The 20656-nt window shown below is 73.7% G+C and carries 20 protein-coding genes; 7 read left to right on the plus strand and 13 right to left on the minus strand.

Annotated features, from left to right (window positions below; translation table 11 throughout):
- Positions 1 to 120 precede the first annotated feature (120 nt).
- Together HDG69_RS15690 and HDG69_RS15695 are read right to left on the minus strand one after the other, a co-directional pair.
- Entirely contained in the window at positions 121 to 1110 is a 990-nt protein-coding gene (locus HDG69_RS15690) for a LacI family DNA-binding transcriptional regulator (RefSeq protein WP_343036474.1), read from the minus strand.
- Between the two features lie 74 nt (positions 1111 to 1184).
- On the minus strand, positions 1185 to 2453 hold the full coding sequence (locus tag HDG69_RS15695) for an amidohydrolase (protein WP_171784775.1): 1269 nt from the start codon (positions 2451 to 2453) through the stop codon (positions 1185 to 1187).
- A gap of 194 nt (positions 2454 to 2647) precedes the next feature.
- Here HDG69_RS15695 and HDG69_RS15700 point away from each other — a divergent pair, with 194 nt between their 5' ends.
- On the plus strand, positions 2648 to 3067 hold the full coding sequence (locus tag HDG69_RS15700; protein ID WP_171784776.1) for an Hsp20/alpha crystallin family protein: 420 nt from the start codon (positions 2648 to 2650) through the stop codon (positions 3065 to 3067).
- An 80-nt stretch (positions 3068 to 3147) separates the two neighbouring features.
- Here HDG69_RS15700 and HDG69_RS15705 read toward each other — a convergent pair whose 3' ends face one another.
- Both HDG69_RS15705 and HDG69_RS15710 read right to left on the minus strand, forming a co-directional pair.
- Positions 3148 to 3504: a hypothetical protein gene (locus HDG69_RS15705; protein WP_171784777.1), complete on the minus strand. Its 357-nt coding sequence runs from the start codon at positions 3502 to 3504 to the stop codon at positions 3148 to 3150.
- Positions 3505 to 3602: 98 nt separating this feature from the next.
- Entirely contained in the window at positions 3603 to 4964 is a 1362-nt protein-coding gene (locus HDG69_RS15710) for a M20 family metallopeptidase (protein WP_171784778.1), read from the minus strand.
- 130 nt (positions 4965 to 5094) lie between these two features.
- Here HDG69_RS15710 and HDG69_RS15715 point away from each other — a divergent pair, with 130 nt between their 5' ends.
- On the plus strand, positions 5095 to 5841 hold the full coding sequence (locus HDG69_RS15715; RefSeq protein ID WP_171784779.1) for a class I SAM-dependent methyltransferase: 747 nt from the start codon (positions 5095 to 5097) through the stop codon (positions 5839 to 5841).
- 13 nt (positions 5842 to 5854) lie between these two features.
- On the opposite strand, the gene HDG69_RS15720 is transcribed toward HDG69_RS15715, so the two are convergent.
- From HDG69_RS15720 to HDG69_RS15730, 3 genes are read right to left on the minus strand one after another with little or no spacing between them, the layout of a single operon-like run.
- On the minus strand, positions 5855 to 6274 hold the full coding sequence (locus HDG69_RS15720) for a type II toxin-antitoxin system VapC family toxin (protein ID WP_171784780.1): 420 nt from the start codon (positions 6272 to 6274) through the stop codon (positions 5855 to 5857).
- Positions 6271 to 6591, minus strand: coding sequence for a FitA-like ribbon-helix-helix domain-containing protein (locus HDG69_RS15725; RefSeq protein ID WP_216645772.1), 321 nt, complete (start codon positions 6589 to 6591; stop codon positions 6271 to 6273). The genes HDG69_RS15720 and HDG69_RS15725 overlap by 4 nt, the downstream gene beginning before the upstream one ends.
- A gap of 48 nt (positions 6592 to 6639) precedes the next feature.
- Entirely contained in the window at positions 6640 to 7488 is an 849-nt protein-coding gene (locus HDG69_RS15730; RefSeq protein WP_171784781.1) for a siderophore-interacting protein, read from the minus strand.
- 78 nt (positions 7489 to 7566) lie between these two features.
- Between HDG69_RS15730 and HDG69_RS15735 the strand changes: the two genes are divergently transcribed.
- On the plus strand, positions 7567 to 8019 hold the full coding sequence (locus HDG69_RS15735) for a DUF2076 domain-containing protein (RefSeq protein ID WP_216645773.1): 453 nt from the start codon (positions 7567 to 7569) through the stop codon (positions 8017 to 8019).
- 50 nt (positions 8020 to 8069) lie between these two features.
- Here HDG69_RS15735 and HDG69_RS15740 read toward each other — a convergent pair whose 3' ends face one another.
- Positions 8070 to 9197 carry an epoxide hydrolase family protein gene (locus HDG69_RS15740; protein ID WP_171784782.1) on the minus strand — a complete coding sequence of 376 codons (1128 nt, stop codon included), beginning with the start codon at positions 9195 to 9197 and terminating at the stop codon, positions 8070 to 8072.
- Positions 9198 to 9349: 152 nt separating this feature from the next.
- Between HDG69_RS15740 and HDG69_RS15745 the strand changes: the two genes are divergently transcribed.
- On the plus strand, positions 9350 to 10276 hold the full coding sequence (locus HDG69_RS15745) for a helix-turn-helix transcriptional regulator (RefSeq protein ID WP_425484049.1): 927 nt from the start codon (positions 9350 to 9352) through the stop codon (positions 10274 to 10276).
- Here the strand turns inward: HDG69_RS15745 and HDG69_RS15750 are convergent.
- A complete protein-coding gene (locus HDG69_RS15750) occupies positions 10246 to 11148 on the minus strand; it encodes a DMT family transporter (RefSeq protein WP_171784783.1) in 903 nt (300 codons plus the stop codon). The two genes, HDG69_RS15745 and HDG69_RS15750, sit on opposite strands and share 31 nt — an antisense overlap.
- A gap of 61 nt (positions 11149 to 11209) precedes the next feature.
- Between HDG69_RS15750 and HDG69_RS15755 the strand changes: the two genes are divergently transcribed.
- Positions 11210 to 11821 (plus strand): TetR/AcrR family transcriptional regulator, encoded by a 612-nt coding sequence (locus HDG69_RS15755; protein ID WP_171784784.1) that lies wholly within the window; start codon positions 11210 to 11212, stop codon positions 11819 to 11821.
- A gap of 30 nt (positions 11822 to 11851) precedes the next feature.
- A complete protein-coding gene (gene hrpA / locus HDG69_RS15760; protein WP_171784785.1) occupies positions 11852 to 16555 on the plus strand; it encodes an ATP-dependent RNA helicase HrpA in 4704 nt (1567 codons plus the stop codon).
- Positions 16556 to 16640: 85 nt separating this feature from the next.
- On the opposite strand, the gene HDG69_RS15765 is transcribed toward hrpA, so the two are convergent.
- Positions 16641 to 17303 (minus strand): hypothetical protein, encoded by a 663-nt coding sequence (locus HDG69_RS15765; RefSeq protein WP_171784786.1) that lies wholly within the window; start codon positions 17301 to 17303, stop codon positions 16641 to 16643.
- Positions 17304 to 17508: 205 nt separating this feature from the next.
- Here HDG69_RS15765 and HDG69_RS15770 point away from each other — a divergent pair, with 205 nt between their 5' ends.
- Positions 17509 to 17736 carry a PspC domain-containing protein gene (locus HDG69_RS15770; RefSeq protein WP_171784787.1) on the plus strand — a complete coding sequence of 76 codons (228 nt, stop codon included), beginning with the start codon at positions 17509 to 17511 and terminating at the stop codon, positions 17734 to 17736.
- Between the two features lie 8 nt (positions 17737 to 17744).
- Here HDG69_RS15770 and kduI read toward each other — a convergent pair whose 3' ends face one another.
- From kduI to HDG69_RS15785, 3 genes are read right to left on the minus strand one after another with little or no spacing between them, the layout of a single operon-like run.
- The gene (gene kduI, locus HDG69_RS15775; protein ID WP_171784788.1) at positions 17745 to 18563 is read right to left on the minus strand and encodes a 5-dehydro-4-deoxy-D-glucuronate isomerase; all 819 of its coding nucleotides are present in this window, start codon (positions 18561 to 18563) and stop codon (positions 17745 to 17747) included.
- 24 nt (positions 18564 to 18587) lie between these two features.
- Positions 18588 to 19352 carry a 2-dehydro-3-deoxy-D-gluconate 5-dehydrogenase KduD gene (gene kduD / locus HDG69_RS15780; RefSeq protein WP_216645777.1) on the minus strand — a complete coding sequence of 255 codons (765 nt, stop codon included), beginning with the start codon at positions 19350 to 19352 and terminating at the stop codon, positions 18588 to 18590.
- Positions 19349 to 20614, minus strand: coding sequence for a glycoside hydrolase family 88 protein (locus HDG69_RS15785; RefSeq protein WP_171784789.1), 1266 nt, complete (start codon positions 20612 to 20614; stop codon positions 19349 to 19351). The genes kduD and HDG69_RS15785 overlap by 4 nt, the downstream gene beginning before the upstream one ends.
- Between the last annotated feature and the right edge of the window lie 42 nt (positions 20615 to 20656).

Here is a 20656-nt window from a genome sequence, read left to right on the forward strand (position 1 = left end):
AAGCCGCCGCTCACGGGAGGCCACGAGGTGCCGGCGCTGCGGCAGGACGGGGCCGTACGGGCAGGTCAGGGCGACAGGTAGATCAGGCAGACAGGCCAGGGCCCGGGACCGGCCGGGACGTCAGGCGCGAGGCGGGGCGGTGCTGTCCCGCACCACCAGCCGCGGCTTCGCCGAGGAGCTGCGGGGCTTCGTCCCCGTGCCGAGCCACTGCGACAGCAGCCCGAAGGTCCGCCGGCCCAGCTCCGGGAAGTCCTGCGCGACGGTGGTCAACGCCGGCATCCACATCCGTGCGAACGGCTGGTCGTCGAAGCCCACCACGCTCACGTCACCGGGCACGCCCCGGCCCGCCTCGGCCAGCGCACGCACGACGCCGATCGCCAGCTCGTCGTTGCCGCACAGCACGGCCGTGACCGACGGGTCCTTCGCGAGCTCACGGCCCGCCTCGTACCCCGAGTCGGGGTCGTAGCTCGCCTGGATCATCGGCGGCAGCGGCACGCCCGCGTCGTTCATCGCGGACCGCCAGCCCCAGCTGCGCCCGGCGCGCTCCCGGGTCGCCGGGATCGCGACGTGGTGCACCGTGCGGTGCCCGAGCGACAGCAGGTACTGCGTCGCCTCCCGTCCGCCGGCCTCGTCGTCCAGGAACGCGTGCGGCCGCGACCCGGCCCGGCGCCGCGCACCCGCGGCCGCCACCACCGGCAGGGACGCGGGGAGCGCGTCGAGCGTCGCGATGCCCAGGGTGTCGAACTCGACCACGATCGCGCCCGCCAACGGCTGCGAGAGCACCAGGTCGATCGCGCTCTTCATCGCTCCCGGGTCCTCGGACTCGATGACGCCGATCGTCACCACGAAGCCCTCGGCGCGCGCCGCCTCCTCGATGCCCTGCAGCGTGGCGGCGTAGCCGTAGCGCAGGGTGTTGCGCGCCAGCACCGCCACGGTGGAGCGCCGCCCGCTGACCAACGTCTGCGCCGCAGCGTTCGGGCGGTACCCGAGCTCCGCCACGGCGCTCTCCACCCGGTCGCGCAGCTTCTGGCTGACGGGGGTGCGCCCGGTCAGGACGCGCGAGACGGTCGAGACGCTGACACCTGCCCGCTCTGCGACGTCACTGAGCACAGGGGGCTGTTGTCCGGACCGAAGCACAGTCGAAGGGTATCCGCCGCGCCCCGCGCCCCGGAGCGCGCGCCCGCTCAGGCGAGCCACTCCCGGGCCGCGGCGACCAGCAGGTCGGCGCCGAGCTCGAGCGTGGGCTCGGGCACCGGCGCGAAGAACGGTGAGTGGTTCGGCGCCACCCCCTCGGGCAGGTTGCCCATGCTCGCGCCGGCGGCGTCGAACCCCTCGAACAGCGCGGCGTCGAACCCGCCCAGGTTCCAGTAGACCAGCGGCACCCCCGCAGCCGTCGCCAGCTCGCCGACGTCCTCCGAGCCGGCCACCGGCGGCAGCTCGATGACGACGGGACGCCCACCGGCGGCCTCGATCGTCGCGCGTCGGTCCTCCACCAGGCGCTCCAGGACGGCCCGGGTGCGGGCCGAGGCGTCCGGGTCGTTGACCATGGCGCCGAACCCCGAGATCGACTCGACCTCCGGCGGGTGCGGCGCGCCGGACGCCGCCGCCTCGGCGTCGACGATCCGGCGGATCGCGGCGAGGACCCTGTCCCGGACGCGCTCGTCGAAGGTGCGCACGTTGACCAGCAGCTCGGCACGGTCCGGGATGATGTTCGCCTGCGTCCCGGCACGGACGGAGCCGACGGTGACGACCGCCGCCTCGCGCGCACCGATCTCGCGCGACACGATGCCCTGCAGGCGCTGGATCGTGGCAGCGGCCATGAGCACCGGGTCGACGGTCCCCTCCGGGCTGGACCCGTGCCCGCCACTGCCGTGCAGGACGATCCGCAGCGAGTCGGCGGCGGCCATCGCGGTGCCCGGTGTGAGGTTCACGGTGCCCACGGGCAACGGCATCACGTGCTGGCCGAGCACGACGTCGGGGGTGCCGACGCGCTCGTAGAGGCCGTCGTCGACCATGGCTCGCGCGCCGGCACCGGCCTCTTCGGCCGGCTGGAAGAGCACCTGCAGCGTGCCGGCCCACTCGGCGCGACGTCCGGCGAGGTCGGCGGCGGCACCGAGGAGGCAGGTGACGTGCACGTCGTGGCCGCAGGCGTGCATCGTGGGCGACTCTCCGTCGGCCGTGGTCGCGGTGTCCGTCGACGCGTAGGGCAGGCCGGTGCGCTCGGCGACCGGCAGGCCGTCCATGTCCGCCCGGAGCAGCACGGTCGGGCCCTCACCGTTGGCCAGGACGCCGACGACGCCGGTGCCGCCGATCCCCTCGTGGACCGTGAAGCCGGACGCCCGCAGCCGGTCGGCGACGATCTCCGCGGTGCGGTGCTCGGCGAAGGCGAGCTCCGGATGGGCGTGCAGGTCGGTGTAGATCGCGGTCAGCTCGTCGGCTGTGAGAGCGCTCATCCGGCCATCTTGCCCAGGACGGGCGGGAGCTGCCGCACGAGCGTCTCTGTTCGTCAGGATTCCCCGGCCGATTCCTGACGAACAGGGACGCTCGCGACGGCGCGGCGCCCGTCGTCCGCCGTCGGCGAACTCGGAAATTGAGTCGGCACGACTCAAGTTATGCCCCTCAGCAGCACCCACCCCGAGGAGGAACCATGATCGCCACCCTGACCCGTCCCGCGTTCGCCGACGTCCGGATCCGGGACGCACGCCGTCTGCCGCTCGCACCCGCCGAGCGCCAGGCTGCCCCGGCCGACGTCTACCGCCAGGGCGAGGACCTCGTCGCCCGCTTCGACCTGCCGGGCATCGACCCGGCCGAGGACGTCACCGTCGAGCTCGAGGGCCGTCGGCTCGTCGTGCGCGGCGAGCGCCGGGACCACCGCGACGAGGACGCGGAGGGCCGCCGCTACTCCGAGGTCCGCCTCGGCGAGTTCCGACGCGTCGTCCCGCTCCCGAAGGCGGTCGACGGCGAGTCCGTGACCGCGGCCTACGACGCCGGCGTGCTCGCGGTGACGGTCACCGGCGTCTTCGCCGGCACGACGCCGCAGCGCATCGAGGTCACCACCGCGGCCTGACCGCGGTGACGAGCACACAGCGACGGGTGGTGGCGATCGATCGCCACCACCCGTCGCTGTGCGGGGCAAGCGGGGTCGATCTACTCCGTGATCTTCTCGACCTCGCCGAGAACGAACCCGCGCTCCCCTTCCTCCACGCAGGCGGTGACAGCGTCACCCCTGTGCTCGTGCAGGTCCTCGAGATCCTCACCTCCACCGAACACCGTGTCACCGACGGCCAGCTTCTCGCCGGACGACGTCGTGAGCTCTCCCTCGCCGGAGAGAGACACGTCCGCGGGCCAGACGACGACGCGGACCGTGCCGCTGCCGTCGGGGGGAGCGAGACCGAGGCATCCGGCCGGGCTCGTGGCGAGGACGCCCTCGAACGCCGCATCGCCTCCACCCAGGTCCGCCACCTGCACCAGAGCCGTGGTGCCGCCCTGCGTCTCGACCTTCACGTTGGACGCATACCCCGACACGGATTCACCCGATCCGCACCCGCTCAGCACGGCGCCCACGAGCAGCACGGCCGCCGCCGATACCGGGCGACGCGAGCTCATGCGAAGTACTGCGGGACGTCGATCGGTCCGCCGGCCGCCGCGAACTCCGCGTCGACGGCGGCACGCAGCGCCGGGTCGCACAGGTAGTCCAGCGCGACCTGGGCGAGCCCGGCCGCACCGTCGACGGCGGCGCGCTCGGCGTCCGGCCCGGCGGCGGCCTCCGCGAACTCGGCCGTGTGCAGCGCGACCCCCGGGGCCGACACCTGGATGAGGGGGTGGATCCCCGGCACCCGGAAGCTCACGTTGCCGAAGTCCGTGGAGGCGGCCAGCGTCTCGGAGACGACCCCTCCCGGCAGCACGTCGCGGCCGCGCGCCCGCTGCGCCGCCACCCACCGGCGGGTCAGCGCCTGGTTGGTCCGCACCGGCAACGACGGGTGCGCGCCGTCGTCCCAGTCGATCTGCACCTGCGTGCCCGTGATCAGTGCGGCGCCGCGGGCGACGTCGTCGAGCCGCCGCGACAGGTCCCGCAGCGTGTCCGGGTACTTCGAGCGGGCGTAGAGGTGCATCACCGCACGCTCGGTGATGATGCTGGGCCGGGTGCCGCCCTCGACGATCGTGGCGTGCACCCGGTCCGACGGCGGCATCTGCTGCCGCAGCAGCCCGATGCCCTGGTAGGCCAGCGTGGCGGCGTCCAGGGCGTTGCGACCCATGAACGGCTGGGCGGACGCGTGGGCGGCCCGGCCCGTGAAGGTCCAGGTCAGCAGGCGCCGGCCGAGCCACACCTGGTCGGCGACGTCCACCCCGTAGGGATGCACCATGATCGCGGCGTCGACGTCGTCGAACGCCCCGGCACGCGCCATGACCTCCTTGCCGCTGTGGCCCTCCTCGGCCGGTGTGCCGAGCAGCACCACCCGGCCCGACGGCGCGTCCGGGCCGCGCATCACGTCGCGCAGCGCCAGGAACGCCCCCACGCCGGTGGCGGCGATCACGTTGTGGCCGCAGGCGTGGCCGATGACGGGCAGCGCGTCGTACTCGGCGCAGATCGCGATCGTCGGCCCGGCGACCGGGCCGGGACCCGTCAGCTCCGCACGGAACGCCGTGTCGACGCCGTGCACCCCGAGCTGCACCTCGATGCCGTGCTCGGCGACGACGTCCACGAGCAGCCGGGCGCTCTCGTGCTCCTCGAACGCGGTCTCCGGGTTCGCGTGCAACGACTGCACGATCCGGGTCAGGTCGGGCGCGAGCGAGGCGACCCGCGACTCGACCGCGGCGCGCAGCGCGGCCGGAGCGCCGCCGTCGTCCACGGACCCGGGTTCCGCTGCCTGCGCCGCGAGCGCCACACGACGGCGTTCCTCGGTCTCGTCGACGACGTGGTCGAGGTAGGCGGTGCTGGGCGGGGGCGGACCATCCACAGACATGCGGCCATCGTACGGACGGCGCCGCACGGCACGACGTCTGCCGCCTCCGCGGTTGCCGGTCTGGCAAAGCAGTTTCCACGCTCGAGCGGGCGGGAGGAGCATGGGAGCGCCCGCACCCTCAGGAGACCCCATGCCCCACGAAGTCCGCCTGCTCGACGACGTCCGCCCGGACGAGTCCGCCCACGAGTTCCTGCCCGGCATGGCCCGCGGCTGGCTGATGCCCTGGTACGACCTGGTCGCCCGCTTCCGCGGCCTGGGCCGCCTGTACCGCCGGACGGTCGAGCTCGCTCAGGTCGGCCCCGGCCAGCGGGTGCTCGACGTCGGCTGCGGCACCGGCAACCTGACCCGCGAGGTGCTGCGCGCCGCGCCGGACGCCGTCGTCACCGGCCTCGACCCCGACGGCGACTCGCTGCGCCGCGCGGCCCGCAAGCTCCGCCGTCGTCGCGGGGGCGAGGTGACGCTGGTGCGCGGCTTCGCCCACCGGCTGCCCGTGCCGGACGCGAGCCAGGACCACGTGGTCTCGTCCCTGGCGCTGCACCACGTGCCGGCCGCCGAGAAGGAGCTCCTCGCCGCGGAGATCGCCCGGGTCCTGGCGCCGGGCGGACAGGTCACGATCGCGGACTTCGCCGGTGACCATGCGAGCGCGCACGGGCACCACGACGGAGACGACAGGGGCCACGAGCACGGCGCGAGCCACCGTCACGGACGGGGCGGCCACCAGCCCGGTCACGGACCGGGGAGCCGCACGCACGACGCCGACAACGCCGACGGGGGCATCGAGCGGCTGCTCACCGCCGCCGGCCTGGCCGACACGCGCACGGTGGAGCGCATGCCGCTGCTCGGCGACTCCGTGGTGTTCGTGCGCGCCCACAGGTGACCATGCCTCGGACTCAGGTCCGACTCCACGGATCGACGACCTCGGTGCCGCTGTCCGCGAAGTGCCGGACGTTGCGCGTCACGACCGCGGCCCCGTGCGCCCTGGCCACGGCGGCGATCATCGCGTCCAGGTCACCGGCCGGTCGCCCGGCCCGCTCCTGACGGCTCCGCACCACGGCGTACTCGACGGCAGCGGGCTGGTCGAACGGCAGCACCCGGTCGCGGAACCTCTCCGAGAGGATCGAGAGCACCGCTGCGTGGAGCGCTTCTCGCCGGCGTCCGGAAGGCAGCCGGGCCACACCGAAGAGCAGCTCACCCACCACCACGGACGTCGTCCACAGGTCGTCGTGCGACCTCAGCCATCGCAGGACGCCGGTATCGGGCGCTCGACGCGTCAGCTCCGAGAGAACGTTCGTGTCGAGGAGGTAGGTCACCCCTCGAGCTCCACGGCCGGTCGGGACGGCGCCTCGGGACGCCCCGGGAGCCAGTCGTCATCCCAGGCGGGATCCGCCCAGGCCTCGTGGAGGGCAGAGCGCGCGCGGTCGATCCAGTCGCCGCCTGCCGGCGCGTCGCGAGGCGGGCCGTCCTCCGGCGCCTCGCCCCGGCGGACGCCGATCGCGGGTGCCGTCACCGCGCCCGCGAGGATCGCGCGCACCTCGGCCTCCATCGACCGATGGTGCCTGCGCGCACGCTCCTTGATCTGCCGGTGCAGCTCGTCGTCGAGCCCTCGCACGGTGATCGTCATCGACATCACTACCTCCTTGACAGCAGAATGCTAGCACTCTGCGGGGAGTGCGGCTCAGTCCGGGTCGGTCGGGTCCAGCGGCTGGTCGGGGTCCAGGTTGACGGTCCCGCGCCGCCAGTAGCCCGCGACCGCGAGCTGGTCCGGGCGCGCGCCGGCCTCGTGCCGCAGGTAGCGGCGCACGGGGACCAGCTCGCCGGCCTCGCCGAGCGCGACGACGAGCTCGCCGTCGTCCACCCCGCCGAGGGACCGCACGGCCTCCTCGACCTGGCCGGGCCCGTCGGTGCGGTAGAGGATCTCGACGGCGGCGTGGCCGAGCTCGGACTCCACGAACGACTCGTCCACGTCGTCGCCGATCTCCACGACCGCCGTCACCGGGACGCCCGGACCCACGGCCGCCACCCAGCGCGCGGCGGCGGGCAGGCCGGTCTCGTCCACCACGACGATCAGGCGACGGATCCCCTCCGGGACGCCGAGGCTGCCGCGGGGCCCGGCGAGCACCACCTCGTCACCGACGGCAGCGCGCGCCGCCCAGGCCGACGCCGGCCCCTCGTCGCCGTGCAGCACCCAGTCGACGTCCAGCTCGGCGACCCCGTCGACCGTCCGCTGCGCGCGCACCGTGTAGTCGCGCGAGATCGACACGACACCGGTCGGGCGATGGAGGCCGCCGTCGGGTGCGATCGTCGGGGCGTGCAGCTCCCCGGTGGCCGGGTCGGGCAGGAAGACCTTGACGTGGTCCTCCGGCCCCGGCGCCCGGAGCGCCGCGAGGGACGACGGCGCCGCCGGGTCCGCGCCGTCGACGTCCCGGAAGGTGGTGCGGACCATCGACCCGGTGAGCCGGCGGACGTCGTGCACGCGCACTCGGCGCGGGATCAGGTCGAACGAGGTGCGGGAGCGGGTGAACATGGCCCGATCCCATCACGGGCACGGCGGCCCGTGAAGGGAGCCCTGGTGCGCGCGCCGCGCGTCCGGGAGACTGGGCCCATGACCGATCCCTACCAGCCGCCCCAGCCGTACTCGACACCGGGCTCGAACCCGGCCGAGGAACCCGGGACCACGCCGGGTCCCTCGCAGCCGTCGTCCGGCTACGGGCAGCAGCCCGGCGCCCAGCAGCCTCCGCAGCAGGGTTACGCCCCGGGATACGGGCAGCCCGGCTACCCTCAGCCGGGCTACCAGCCGGCGTACGCGCCGGACCCGCCCGGCAAGACGATGGGGATCATCGGCTTCGTGCTGGCGTTCATCTTCTCGCCGGCCGGGATCGTGGTGTCCGCGCTGGCGCTGTCCGACTCGAAGAAGGCCGGCTACGACAACGTCCTCGGCAAGTGGGGCCTGTGGCTGTCGATCATCTTCACGGGCCTGGGCGTGCTCATCGTCCTGGCCTACCTCGCGTTCGCCGTCGCCCTGTTCGGCACGGTGGTCTCGACGGTCAACTACTGACGCACGACGGGCGGGGCCCACGACGTGAGCCCGGCCCGTGGTGGTGGACGTCAGGCGAAGAACGCCCGCAGGTCCGCGACGACGTCGTCGGGGACCTCCAGGGCGGCGAAGTGCCCGCCGCGCGGGAACTCCGACCAGTGCTCGATGCGGGCGTTGTCCCGCTCGGCGAGGCTGCGGATCGTCTGGAAGTCGTCGGCGAAGACGGCCACCCCGATCCGCCCGGTGCTGACCACGGGCTCCGCCCCGGCACGCTGCTCGGCGTGGTACTGGCGCACCGCCGTGGCGTAGGAGTTGGTCAGCCAGTAGAGCGTCGCCTGGGCGAGCACCTGCTCGGGGCGCACCAGGGCCGTGCCGTTGCCGAAGCTCTCGAAGAGCTCGTGGTAGGCGAGCACCGCCACGGGTGAGTCCGCCAGCCCGGCGGCGATCGTCTGCGGCCGGGACGCGTTCATCACGTTGTACGCCCCCACGGACTGGAACCACTGCATGTGCTCCAGCGCGGCGAACTCCTTCGGGCCGAACCCGTCCATCTCGCCGTCGGCCCCGGACGGGAACGAGAAGAGCTGGAGCACGTGCGCCCCGCGGAAGCCCTCGGGGTCGACGACGGCGAGCTCGCGGCCGACGAGCGCGCCGTTGTCGCTGCCGTGCACGCCGTAGGAGTCGTAGCCGAGCCCGCGCATGAGGGTGTCGTAGGCCCGGGCCACCCGCGCCGTCGTCCAGCTCTCGCCGACCAGCGGGGTCGAGAACCCGAACCCGGGCACCGAGGGGATCACCAGGTGGAAGGCGTCCTCGGCGCGGCCGCCGTGGGCGACCGGGTCCACGAGCGGGTCGATCATGTCGAGGAAGTCGAGCACCGAGCCGGGGTAGGTGTGGGCCAGCAGCAGGGGCGTCGCGTCCGCGTGCTCGGAGCGGACGTGCAGGAAGTGGATCGGCTGGCCGTCGATCTCGGTGCGGAAGCCCGGGTAGGCACCGAGGCGGGCCTCGACGGCACGCCAGTCGAAGCTCTTCCACCGCTCGACCATGTCGCGCAGGTAGGACTCGGGCGTGCCGTACTCCCAGGAGTCGCCGGGGGCGGCCGGGGCGAAGCGGGTGCGCTCGAGCCGCTCGTGCAGGTCGTCCAGGTCGGCCTGGGGGACCTCGACGGCGAAGGGGCGGATCGTGAGCCCGGTGGTGGTGTCCATGACGGTTCTCCCGGTGTCGGTGCGGGGCAGGTGCCTCGCTGCTGTCTTCGACGATAGGAAAGGATCAGGAACACTTCGTTCCGTTATTCTCGACGTACCGTCACGGGTTCGAGGAGGTCACTCTGAGCACCACCGCGTCACGGCTCCTCGCCCTGCTCGGGCTCCTGCAGTCCCGTGCCGACTGGTCGGGCGCCGAGCTGGCCGCACGGCTCGACGTCACCGACCGCACCGTGCGCCACGACGTCGCCCGCCTGCGTGAGCTCGGCTACCCCGTCGACGCCGTCCGCGGGCCCGGTGGGCGCTACCGCCTCGGCGCCGGCGCACGGCTGCCCCCGCTGCTCCTCGACGACGACGAGGCCGTCGCGGTCGCCGTCGGGCTGCGGACCGCCACCGGCACCGCAGGGCTCGAGGAACCGGGGCGGTCCGCCCTGGCCAAGCTCGAGCAGGTCATGCCGGACCGCCTGCGCCGCCAGCTCACCGCGCTCCGCACGGCCAGCACGGCCGGACCGGCGAACACCGACTCGGACGTCGAGGACCCGGAGGTCGACCCCGGCGTCCTGCGCGACGTCGCCGCCGCGATCCGCGACCACCAGGGGCTGCGGGCCTTCTCCCGGGGCGAGCCCGTGGAGCTCGAGCCGTACCACCTCGTCGCCTGGCAGCGGCGCTGGTTCCTCGTCGGGCGCGACGTCCCCACCGGGACCTGGGCGCCCTACCGCGTGGACTGGCTCGAGCTGCGCACCCCTGGCGGGCGGCGTTTCACCCCGGCGCCGTTCCCCGGCGATCTCACCGAGTTCGTGGTCCGCGAGGTCGCCCGCACCGGGTGGGCCGTGCACGCCCGGATCGTCGTCGACGCCTCGGCCGAGGAGGTGCTGGCCCGGATCAACCCCGCCGTCGGCACCGTCGAGGCGCTGCCGGACGGCCGGTCGGTGCTGGTGACCGGCGGTGACAGCGTCGAGACCGTCGCCGTGTGGAGCGGCATGCTCGGGTTCGACTTCCACGTCACCGAGCCGCCGGAGCTGGTCGAGCACGTGCGCGTCCTGGCGGACCGCTACACGCGGGCCGCTCCCGCTGCGGGCTGACGGGACGGCTCGCGACGCGCCACCAGCCAGACCGCCGCCGCGCACACGAGCGCCCCCGGGACCGCGAGCAGCCCCGGCACCTGGCCGAGCTGCAGCCCTGCCCATGCCGCGGTGACCGGCGGCGTGAGGTAGAGCAGCGTGCTCGCGGCCTGCGGTCCGCTGCGCCGCAGCACCACGAGGTAGCAGCCGTACCCGCCGACCGTCGCCAGGACCACCAGCCACACGACGGCCACCCAGAAGGTGGGCGCACCCTCCGGCGGCGCCACCCGGCCGGTCACGGCCGCGATGGCGACGAGGGCGACTCCCGCCGCCAGGGTGTGCACGGCCAGGTCGCCGAGGAGGTCCCCGCCGTCGGGCGCCCGGCGCTCCAGGACCGTCCCCAGGGACATCGACAGCATGCCGCCGAGCGGGAGCAGGTACGCCCACCACGGCGCGGTCCCCTGTCCTACGTCGCCGAGGACGACGAGCAGCACGCCGAGGAGCCCGACGGCCAGCCCGAGGCGCTGGCCCGGCGACGTGCGCTCGCCCCAGGCCGCGTGCGCCAGGGCCGCGACGACCAGCGGCTGCAGCGCGGCGACGAGCGCGGCCGTCCCGGCGTCCACCCCGAGCCCGACGCCCCCGATGATCCCGCCGAGGTAGCCGGCCTGGGTCAGCAGGCCGACGACGACGGCGTGGCGCGTGCGACGGTGCGGCACGCGACCGCGGCGGGCGCGCAGCACGGCGAGGACCGCGAGCGCCAGCGCGCCGGCGAACAGGTACCGCCAGGCGAGCAGGGTCAGCGGTGAGGCGTCGCGCGTGCCGAGCTCCGCCCCGATGAAGCCGGAGCTCCAGAACACGACCAGCCCGACGGCTGCGACAGTGTCTCGTCTCATGGCCTCGACGCAACCATACCGGTCTGTATACTCGCAGTACCCTCTTCTCCGGGAGCGCACCATGACGACCATGTTCGAGACGCCGGCCCCGATCTTCGCCGAGCCCGAGCTCACCCCCGCCGGCCACGCCCTCCTCGACGCCGCCAGCGAGCTCTTCTACGCTCGCGGCATCCGCGCCGTCGGCGTCGACCTCGTCGCCCTCGAGGCGGGCACCACCAAGAAGACGCTCTACGACCGCTTCGGGTCCAAGGACCGGCTCGTCGCGCAGTACCTCACCCGCCGCGGCGCCCGCTGGCAGCACCACGTCCTGGAGCTGGTCGCGGCGCAGCCAGACCCCCGGCGACGCATCCTCACCGTCTTCGACGCGCTCGAGGCCTGGCACGCCGGCCAGGACCGCGGGTGCGCCTTCGTCAACGCCCACGCCGAGGTCGGCGCCGACGACGCCGCGACCCGCGACGTCGTCCGCCGCGAGAAGGACTGGATGCGCCGGCTCTTCGTCGCCCTCGCCGCCGGTGCCGGACTCACCGACCCGCAGACGGCCGGCGCGTCCGTCCACCTGGTCTACGAGGGGGCGCTGGTGCTCTCGACCGCCGGCGGCCGACCCGACGCGCTGACCGAGGCGCGCGCGACGGTGGAGGCACTGCTGGCAGCGTCGACGCCGGCCGCCGAATGAGCTTGCGCGGCCTTGCGAGAATGGGAGGCCGTGAGCACCGAGACCTCATCCACCCCGCAGCCCGCCGACGACGGCGGCGCACGCGGCGACCGCCGGGACCGGCGCGGCGGTGAGCAGCACGCCGGGAAGGACGGCGCCCGCCGCCGTCGCGGCCGCGGCGGCGGCGGGAAGTCGAGCCAGAGCAGGAACGGACGCGGCCCGGCGCGGGTGAGCCGCGACCAGCTCGACCGGGCAGCGGCAGCGCGTGCCGCCGTCGTCGTCCCCGACATCACCTACCCCGAGCAGCTCCCCGTCTCCGCACGGCGCGAGGACATCGCCGCCGCCATCGAGAAGCACCAGGTCGTGGTGGTCGCCGGCGAGACCGGCTCGGGCAAGACGACACAGCTGCCGAAGATCCTGCTGGACCTCGGCCGAGGGCGGGCCGGCCAGATCGGGCACACGCAGCCGCGGCGGATCGCGGCACGGTCGGTCGCCGAGCGGGTCGCCGAAGAACTGGGGACGGAGCTGGGCGGCGTCGTCGGCTACCAGGTGCGGTTCACCGACACCTCCAGCGCGGACACGCTGGTCAAGGTCATGACCGACGGCATCCTGCTCGCGCAGATCCAGCGCGACCCGGAGCTGCTCGCCTACGACACGATCATCATCGACGAGGCGCACGAGCGGTCGCTCAACATCGACTTCCTGCTCGGGTACCTGTCGCGGCTGCTGCCGCGCCGTCCCGACCTCAAGCTCATCGTCACCTCCGCGACGATCGACTCCGAACGGTTCGCGGCGCACTTCTCGCCCGCGCACCTGGCGGAGGTCGGCGGTGCGCCGGCCGCCGTCGTCGACGTCCTGCCCGACCACGCGCCGGTCATCGAGGTGACCGGACGCACCTACCCGGTCGAGATCCGCTACCGCCCGCTGTCGCCGGACAGCGACCCGGACGCCCCGGCGAAGAAGAAGGGTGAGGAGAAGGACCTCGTCACCGGCATCGTCGAGGCCTGCGACGAGCTCATGCGCGAGGGCCCCGGCGACATCCTCGTGTTCCTCTCCGGGGAGCGCGAGATCCACGACGCCGCCGACGCCCTCGAGGGCCACCTCAAGGAACGCGCCCGCGACCCCAAGCACCCCCAGCACGTGGAGATCCTCCCGCTGTACTCGCGGCTGTCCGCCGCCGAGCAGCACCGCGTCTTCCAGCAGCACTCCTCGCGCCGGATCGTGCTGTCCACGAACGTCGCCGAGACGTCGCTGACCGTGCCCGGCATCCACTACGTCGTCGACCCCGGCACCGCGCGCATCTCCCGCTACTCCAAGGCCACCAAGGTCCAGCGGCTGCCGATCGAGCCCGTCAGCCAGGCCAGCGCCAACCAGCGCTCCGGCCGCTCCGGCCGCGTGGCCGACGGCGTCGCGATCCGCCTCTACGCCGAGGACGACTTCGAGAGCCGGCCAGAGTTCACCGAGCCCGAGATCCTGCGCACCTCGCTCGCGTCGGTGCTGCTGCAGATGATCTCCGTCGGCGTCGTGGAGACGCCCGACGACGTCGCGAAGTTCCCGTTCGTCGAGCCCCCGGACACGCGGGCCGTGCGTGACGGCGTCCAGCTCCTCACCGAGCTCGGCGCCCTCGCCCGCCCGCAGCGCGACGGCTCCGCGACGCAGACCCGGCTCACCGACGTCGGCCGCACGCTCGCGCAGCTCCCCATGGACCCGCGGCTCGCCCGCATGATCATCGAGGGCTCACGGCGCGGGGTCGCCCGCGAGGTCTCGATCATCGCGGCGGCGCTGTCGATCCAGGACCCGCGCGAACGCCCGGCCGAGGCCCGGGAGCAGGCGGACCAGCAGCACGCACGGTTCCGCGACCCGTCGTCGGACTTCCTCGCCTACCTCAACCTGTGGGAGTACCTGCGCGAGCAGCAGCACGCGATGGGGTCCTCGGCGTTCCGCCGGCTGTGCAAGAGCGAGTACATCAACTTCCTGCGGGTCCGCGAGTGGCAGGACGTCGTCGCGCAGATCCGGCAGATGGGCAAGCCCCTCGGCATCGATCTCTCCTACCAGCCGACCACCGGCGGGCCGTCAGCGGCGGGGTCCGGTGCGCCGCCGTCGAGCCGTAGCGGAGGGCCCCCTGGGGCCCGTGAGCGAGGCAGCGCACCGGACCCCGCCGCTGACGACCATCGACAGGAGTGGGACGGCGACACCATCCACCGCTCGCTGCTCGCCGGGCTGCTCTCCCAGCTCGGCATGCAGGAGACCAACGAGGTCAAGGCGTCCTCCGTCGCCCACCTGCGCGGCGAGGCACGCGCCCGCGCGCTGCGGCAGGCCGCCAAGCGCGCCCGCAACGAGTACCTCGGGGCCCGCGGCGCCCGTTTCGCCATCTTCCCGGGCTCGCCGCTGAGCAAGAAGCCACCGGCCTGGATCATGGCCGGTGAGCTCGTGGAGACCTCCCGCCTGTGGGCCCGCGACGTCGCCCGCATCCAGCCCGAGTGGGCCGAGGAGCTCGCCGGCGGCCTCGCCCGGCGCACCTACGCCGACCCGCACTGGTCCACCAAGCAGGGCGCGGCCATGGCCACGGAGAAGGTGCTGCTGTACGGCGTGCCGATCGTCGCCGACCGCCCGGTCCTGTTCGCGAAGGTCGACCCGGAGGCCGCCCGGGAGATGTTCGTCCGGCACGCCCTCGTCGAGGGGAAGTGGACCACCCACCACCGGTTCTTCGCCGAGAACCGCCGCCTGCTCGCCGAGGCCGAGGAGCTCGAGGCCCGCTCCCGGCAGCGTGGCCTCATGGCCAGCGAGGACGACCTCTTCGCGTTCTACGACGAACGCGTGCCCGCGTCGGTGGTCAGCGCCCGGCACTTCGACACCTGGTGGAAGAAGGCCCAGCACGACGACCCCGACCTGCTGACCCTCACGCTCGACCAGCTCGTCGATTCTGCCGACACCGCTGCGCTTCCCGAGATGTTCCCCGAGACGTGGACGCAGGGTGAGATCACCCTGCCGCTCACCTACCAGTTCCAGCCCGGCACCGACGCCGACGGCGTCACCGTCCACGTCCCGCTGTCGATCCTCAACCGCGTGAGCCCCAGCGGGTTCGACTGGATGGTCCCCGGCCTGCTCGACGAGCTCTGCGTCGCCACCATCCGCTCGCTGCCCAAGACGGTGCGGCGCGAGCTCGTGCCCGCGCCCGACGTCGGTGCCGCCGTCGCCCGCTGGTTGCGCGAGAACACCCCGCAGTGGTCGGACATGGCCCGGGCCGGCGACATGGCCTCCCCGTTCCACGTCGAGTTCTCGCGCGCCGTGCGTGAGCTGCGCGACGTCGTCATCCCCGACGAGGTCTGGGACGCCGAGCGCGTCGAACGGCTGCCGGCTCACCTGCGCATGACGTTCCGGGTCGAAGAGCCCTCCGGTGCCGGCGCGTCGGGTGCGCCCGATGCCCCGGGCGACGGGCGGGGGCGCAAGGGCTCGAAGAAGAAGCGGTCGACGCGACCCGCTCCCGTCCCGCTCGACGAGTCCAAGGACCTGCTGTCGCTGCAGAAGCGGCTGGCCCCGCAGGCCGAGGCGGCCGTGCGGGCGGCCGTGAAGGGGGCGGTCGGGGTCGCGCTCGAGGAGGCGGCGCGGGCTGCTTCTGGTTCGGGGCCGGGCTCGGGGCCGTCGGGCGCGCAGGTCGGTGCGCCGCCTCGCTCACGGGCCCCGGGGGGCCCTCCGCTACGGCTTGACGGCGGCACACCGACCTCCGTGCCCGACGGCGGTGCGTCCGGTGCCGCTGGCGCATCCACTGACGCTGGGGTTGCGTCGAGCGGATCCGGCGCTGTGGTGGCGGAGGAGTCGGGGCTGACGGGGTGGCCCGCGTCGTTGGTCGGTGGGGTGCTGCCTCGGGTGGTGTCGACCGACCTCGGGGGCGGGGTCGTGGTGCAGGGGTATCCGGCGCTGGTCGAGGAGCCGGGCGCGAAGGGTGCGCCGTCGGTGGCGCTGCGCGTGCTCGCCGACGCGGCCGCGCAGGATGCGACCCACGAGGCCGGCGTGCGGCGGCTGCTGCTGTCCGAGACGGCGCTGGCGACCCCTCGCATCACCTCGCGGTGGACGTCCAAGCAGTCGCTGACGCTCGCGGCGGCGCCGTACCGGAACACCGAGGCGCTCGTCGCGGACCTTCAGCTGGCCGCGGTGGTGGCGCTGACCAGCCCGGACGGGGACAAGGCCCCCGGCACGCCGACCGGCGGACCGGTGGCTGTACAGGTACGGGACGCCGAGTCGTACAAGGAAGCCGTCGCGTTCGTGCGGCAGCACCTGGAGGACGAGGTGCACCGCGTCGTGGGGCACGTCGTCGCCGCCCTCAGCGCGTGGCGCACCGTCGAGAACGAGGTGCGCTCGTCGTCGTCCCTCGCGCTGCTCAACACGCTGCAGGACATCCGCGACCACGTGGCCGGGCTGATCCACACCGGGTTCGTCTCGGCGACCCCGCCGCGCCGGGTGCCGCACCTCGTGCGCTACCTGCGGGCGGCGTCGTACCGGCTGGAGAAGGCACAGTCGAACCCGCACCGCGATGCCGAGCTCGCCTGGAAGGTGCACGACGTCGCCGACGCGTACGAGCGGGCCCGGACCGCGTACGCGTCCGGTGCGGCCGACCCGGCGCGCGCCGCCGAGCTCGCCGAGGTGCGCTGGCTGCTCGAGGAGCTGCGCGTGTCGTTGTTCGCCCAGCAGCTCGGCACCGACGGCGCCGTCAGCGAGAAGCGGATCCGCAAGATCCTGACCCCCGGCGGCTGGTGAACGGGATCCCCCGCTCCGATCGGCAGCTTCGACTCCGGTCGGTCGCTCGAGTGACCGACCGGAGCTGGACGTGCCGAGCAGTCGTCTACCCAGCGGGCTCCAGCTCGCGCGGGGGCACGACCGCGGCGTCACGGACCACCCGGTCGCCCAGCGGCGCCTCCAGCTCGACGACGAACGGCGTCGGCGGGTTGGACGGGCACGTGAAGTTACCCTCTTGCAGCGTGACACCGATGACCAGGTCGATCGCATCATCGGTCGCCGCCAGCCTGTCGAGCACGATGCGTCCCTCGGCGTCCTGACCGCTGTTGCACGCGCGCTCGGTGACCAGCAGGTGGATCTCGGTCGCGGCAGGATCGAGCGGGTGGTCGGGATCCAGGGTGAGGTCCGCCTGACCGTACGCATCGGTCGGTTCCGCCGGCCCGGAGCGCAGCGCACAGCTGTTCGCCGAGGTCAGCATCCATCGTGGGCCGTCGACCCTCTCGATCGTGAGGAACTCGTGGGTACGGACGTCGCCGCCGCCGAGATCCTCCGGCTCGTCCAGCTCGCGCAGCAGCGCGACACGCTCCGGGGACTCCGTGACGATCGCCCACTCGGCGGGGTCGATCGGCGGGACCTCCGCGCCGTCCAGCGCGGCCCTGGCCTCGTCCCTCAGGTCGATCGCGGTCCGGAGGTCATCGATCGACTCGACCACGCCGGGCGGGACGGGCTCGCCGTCGCAGGTGAGCTCCTCGAACCGGTCCGCAGGCACGGTGGGTCCTGGCGCTGCCGGCGCCTTGCGCGCTTCCCCAGACCGGTCAGATCGTCACTTCGTGTTCTGACCGGCAGTCCGGACTGCCGGTCAGAACACGAACTGCCGGAGTGATCCGCGCGGGGAGGCCGTCTCAGGGTGACCCAGGGTCGGATCCGGGGGTCACCGGATACCGGGCCGCCGCCGTCGTGCCTACTGTCGAAGCATGAGCACTCCCCAGACCACACCGCGTCCCCAGAAGCTGTACCGACCCGGCAACGGCCGTGTGTTCGGCGGCGTGTGCGCCGGGATCGCCGACTACTTCGGGTGGAGCCGCGGACTCGTGCGCCTCCTCACGGCGCTGTCGGTCCTCATCCCCGGGCCGCAGGTCCTCGCGTACATCGTCTTCTGGATCCTCATGCCCGACGAGCGCAAGGCCTACGGCCACGCCTGAGGAACGCCTCAGCGGATCTCGGTGGGCGGGACCGCGTCCATGTCGGTGAAGTCCTGGTTCTCCCCCGCCATCGCCCACACGAACGCGTACGACGACGTCCCCACGCCCGAGTGCACCGACCAGCTCGGCGAGATGATCGCCTGGCGGTCCGCGACCACCAGGTGGCGCGTCTCGGTCGGCTCGCCGCACAGGTGCAGCACGCGCGCGTCCGCGTCGAGGTCGAAGTACAGGTAGCACTCGGTGCGGCGGTCGTGGGTGTGCGCGGGCATCGTGTTCCACATGGAACCGTCGTGCAGGCGCGTGACCCCCATGACCACCTGGCAGGACTGCACACCGTTGGCGTGGACGACCTGCTCCAGCGAGCGCCGGTTCGAGGTGACCTGGTCACCGAGCTCGAGGGTGTTCCCCTCGCCCGGCAGCGTCAGCACGGTCGGGTACGAGGTGTGCGCCGGCGCGCTGAACAGGTAGAACGCCGCGCCCTCGCCCGAGAACGACACGTCGCGCGTCCCGCTGCCGATGTACAGCACGGCGCAGTTCGGCAGCTCGTAGGTCTCGCCGTCGGCGGTCACGGTGCCCGTGGAGCCGACGTTGACGATCCCCACCTCGCGCCGCTGCAGGAAGTACTCCGCGCGCAGCTCGTCGGGGTTCGGCAGCGCGACCGGCTCGCCCGCCGGCAGCACGCCGCCGAGCACGATGCGGTCGTGGTGCGTGTAGACGGTCCGTGCCTCTCCGGGCACGAACAGGTCCTCCACGAGGAACTTGTCGCGCAGGCCCTGGGTCGTCAGGCCGGGGATCTCGGTGGGGTTGGTGGCGTAACGCTGGTCCATGGGTGATGCTCCTTCGGTCGGTTCTCAGCGCACGAGCCAGCCGCCGTCGACAGGGACGACGGCGCCGTGCACGTAGGCGGAGGCGGGCGAGGCGAGGTAGACGAAGATCCCGGCGAGGTCCTCGGGGGTGCCCCACCGGCCGGCGGGGATGCGCGCCGAGATCGACTGCTCGCGCGCCTCGTCCGCCCGGATCGGTGCGGTGTTGTCGGTGGCCATGTAGCCGGGCGCGACGGCGTTGACGTTGACGCCACGGCCCGCCCACTCGTTGGCGAGCGCCTTGGTCAGGCCGACGACGGCGTGCTTGGACGCCGCGTAGCCCGGCACGAGGATCCCGCCCTGGAAGGACAGCATCGAGGCGACGTTGATGATCCTCCCGGTCCCCCGCTCCAGCATCCCGCGACCCACGGCCCGTGAGAGGTGGAAGACGGCGTCGAGGTTGACGGCCAGCACGGTGTCCCAGTCCTCGGCCGGGTGCTCGGCGGCCGGGGCGCGCCGGATCGTGCCCGCGTTGTTGACGAGCACGTCCACCGGCCCCAGGGCACCCTCGACCTCGGCGACCGCCGCGTCGAGCTCGGCGGGAGTCGCGGTGGCCAGGTCCCGCCGCACGCTGAACGCCCGCCGGCCGAGGGCCTCGACGGCGGCGATCGTGTCGGTCGGCTCGCTGCGGTCCAGCAGTGCCACGTCGGCACCCGCCTCGGCGAGCGCCACGGCAGCGCCCTGCCCGAGGCCGCGGCTGGTGCCGGTGACCAGGGCGACCTTCCCGTCGAGCCGGAACTGGTCCAGGATCATGCGCTCTCTCCGTCCGTGCCGCCGTCGGCCGTGGTGGTGGGCCACCACGGCGAGACCCAGCCGGGCAGCGTGAGGCGGGTCAGCGCCTCGAGGTAGTAGTAGTCGCCCCACAGGCAGCCCTCGTCGACGCCCTTGCCCTTGGGGGCGTCGTAGACGGCGTGCAGCAGCAGCGCGTCCGAGTCGGCAGCGTCGGCCGGGGTGTACCCGGTCACGAGCGCGTCGAGCATCGCCCGGCCGGCCGCCTCGTAGCGCGCCGCCCGCGCGGCGTCGGACGACACCGAGGCGAGCTCGAGCAGCCCGCACGCCGCGATCGCTCCGGCCGAGGAGTCCCGCGGGGCGTCGGAGCCGTCGGTGTACACGAGGTCCCAGAAGGGCACGCCGTCGGCCGGCAGGTGGTCGAGGAGGTAGCCGGCGCAGCGCTCGGCGGCGCGCAACGACTCCGGGTCGCCGGAGGTGCGGTGGTGCAGCGCGAACCCGTAGATGCCCCACGCCTGGCCGCGGGCCCAGCAGGACTCGTCCCCGGCGCCCTGCTCGGTGCCGCCCCGCAGCGGCTCGCCCGACTCCGGGTCCCAGTAGAAGGTGTGGAAGGTCGAGTCGTCGTCGCGCAGCAGGTGGGTGCGCACCTGGACGACGTGCCGGGCGACGACGTCGGCGTACCGCGGGTCCCCGGTGGTCTCGGTGGCCCAGGTGAGCAGCGGCATGTTCATGAGGCTGTCGACGATGGTGCGGCCGCGCTGCGCGGGGTCCGACAGGTCGCCCCACGCCTGGATGATCCCGGCCGACGGCAGGAACCGTGTCATGAGGTGGTCGGCCGCGGCGAGCGCGGCGTCCCGTGCCGGTTCGTCACCGGCCAGCCGCCACGCGTTGACGCAGGACAGCGTGTACAGGAACCCGAGGTCGTGGGTGTCGAGGTCCTCGCCGGCGTGCACCCGGCGGGCGAAGTCGGCGGCGTGCGCGAGGGCCGCGGCCCGCAGCTCGGCGTCGCCGGTGAGCTCGACGGACAGCCACTGCATCCCCGGCCAGAAGCTCGTGGTCCAGTCGCGGTTGGCGCCCTCGGCGAACTCCGCGGTGGCGGGGCGCAACGGGTAGCGGTCGTCCCGCGTCGTGGAGTCGGGGTACAGCGCGCCGAAGGCGGCGGCGTTGCGCCGGACGGTCTTCACGGCAGCGTCGACGGCGGCGGCGAGGGTCTCGTCGCCGGGGCCTGCCGAGGAGACGGCGGGCTCGGCCGGGTCGGCCGGGTCACGGACGTCGATGGTGGGCATGGGTGGATCTCGCTTTCCGGCGTCGGGAGCCGTCGTGATGGT

It is taken from the genome of Isoptericola halotolerans (assembly GCF_013149785.1).
In the GTDB taxonomy this organism is placed as follows: domain Bacteria; phylum Actinomycetota; class Actinomycetes; order Actinomycetales; family Cellulomonadaceae; genus Isoptericola; species Isoptericola halotolerans.

What these genes read in the sequence shown, in the direction of transcription:
- HDG69_RS15695 (WP_171784775.1), bottom strand. Translation starts at nt 2,453, where the DNA reads ATGAGCGCTCTCACAGCCGACGAGCTGACCGCGATCTACACCGACCTG.
- HDG69_RS15700 (WP_171784776.1), top strand. Translation starts at nt 2,648, where the DNA reads ATGATCGCCACCCTGACCCGTCCCGCGTTCGCCGACGTCCGGATCCGG.
- HDG69_RS15710 (WP_171784778.1), bottom strand. Translation starts at nt 4,964, where the DNA reads ATGTCTGTGGATGGTCCGCCCCCGCCCAGCACCGCCTACCTCGACCAC.
- HDG69_RS15715 (WP_171784779.1), top strand. Translation starts at nt 5,095, where the DNA reads ATGCCCCACGAAGTCCGCCTGCTCGACGACGTCCGCCCGGACGAGTCC.
- HDG69_RS15725 (WP_216645772.1), bottom strand. Translation starts at nt 6,591, where the DNA reads ATGTCGATGACGATCACCGTGCGAGGGCTCGACGACGAGCTGCACCGG.
- HDG69_RS15730 (WP_171784781.1), bottom strand. Translation starts at nt 7,488, where the DNA reads ATGTTCACCCGCTCCCGCACCTCGTTCGACCTGATCCCGCGCCGAGTG.
- HDG69_RS15735 (WP_216645773.1), top strand. Translation starts at nt 7,567, where the DNA reads ATGACCGATCCCTACCAGCCGCCCCAGCCGTACTCGACACCGGGCTCG.
- HDG69_RS15740 (WP_171784782.1), bottom strand. Translation starts at nt 9,197, where the DNA reads ATGGACACCACCACCGGGCTCACGATCCGCCCCTTCGCCGTCGAGGTC.
- HDG69_RS15750 (WP_171784783.1), bottom strand. Translation starts at nt 11,148, where the DNA reads ATGAGACGAGACACTGTCGCAGCCGTCGGGCTGGTCGTGTTCTGGAGC.
- HDG69_RS15755 (WP_171784784.1), top strand. Translation starts at nt 11,210, where the DNA reads ATGACGACCATGTTCGAGACGCCGGCCCCGATCTTCGCCGAGCCCGAG.
- HDG69_RS15770 (WP_171784787.1), top strand. Translation starts at nt 17,509, where the DNA reads ATGAGCACTCCCCAGACCACACCGCGTCCCCAGAAGCTGTACCGACCC.
- kduI (WP_171784788.1), bottom strand. Translation starts at nt 18,563, where the DNA reads ATGGACCAGCGTTACGCCACCAACCCCACCGAGATCCCCGGCCTGACG.
- kduD (WP_216645777.1), bottom strand. Translation starts at nt 19,352, where the DNA reads ATGATCCTGGACCAGTTCCGGCTCGACGGGAAGGTCGCCCTGGTCACC.
- HDG69_RS15785 (WP_171784789.1), bottom strand. Translation starts at nt 20,614, where the DNA reads ATGCCCACCATCGACGTCCGTGACCCGGCCGACCCGGCCGAGCCCGCC.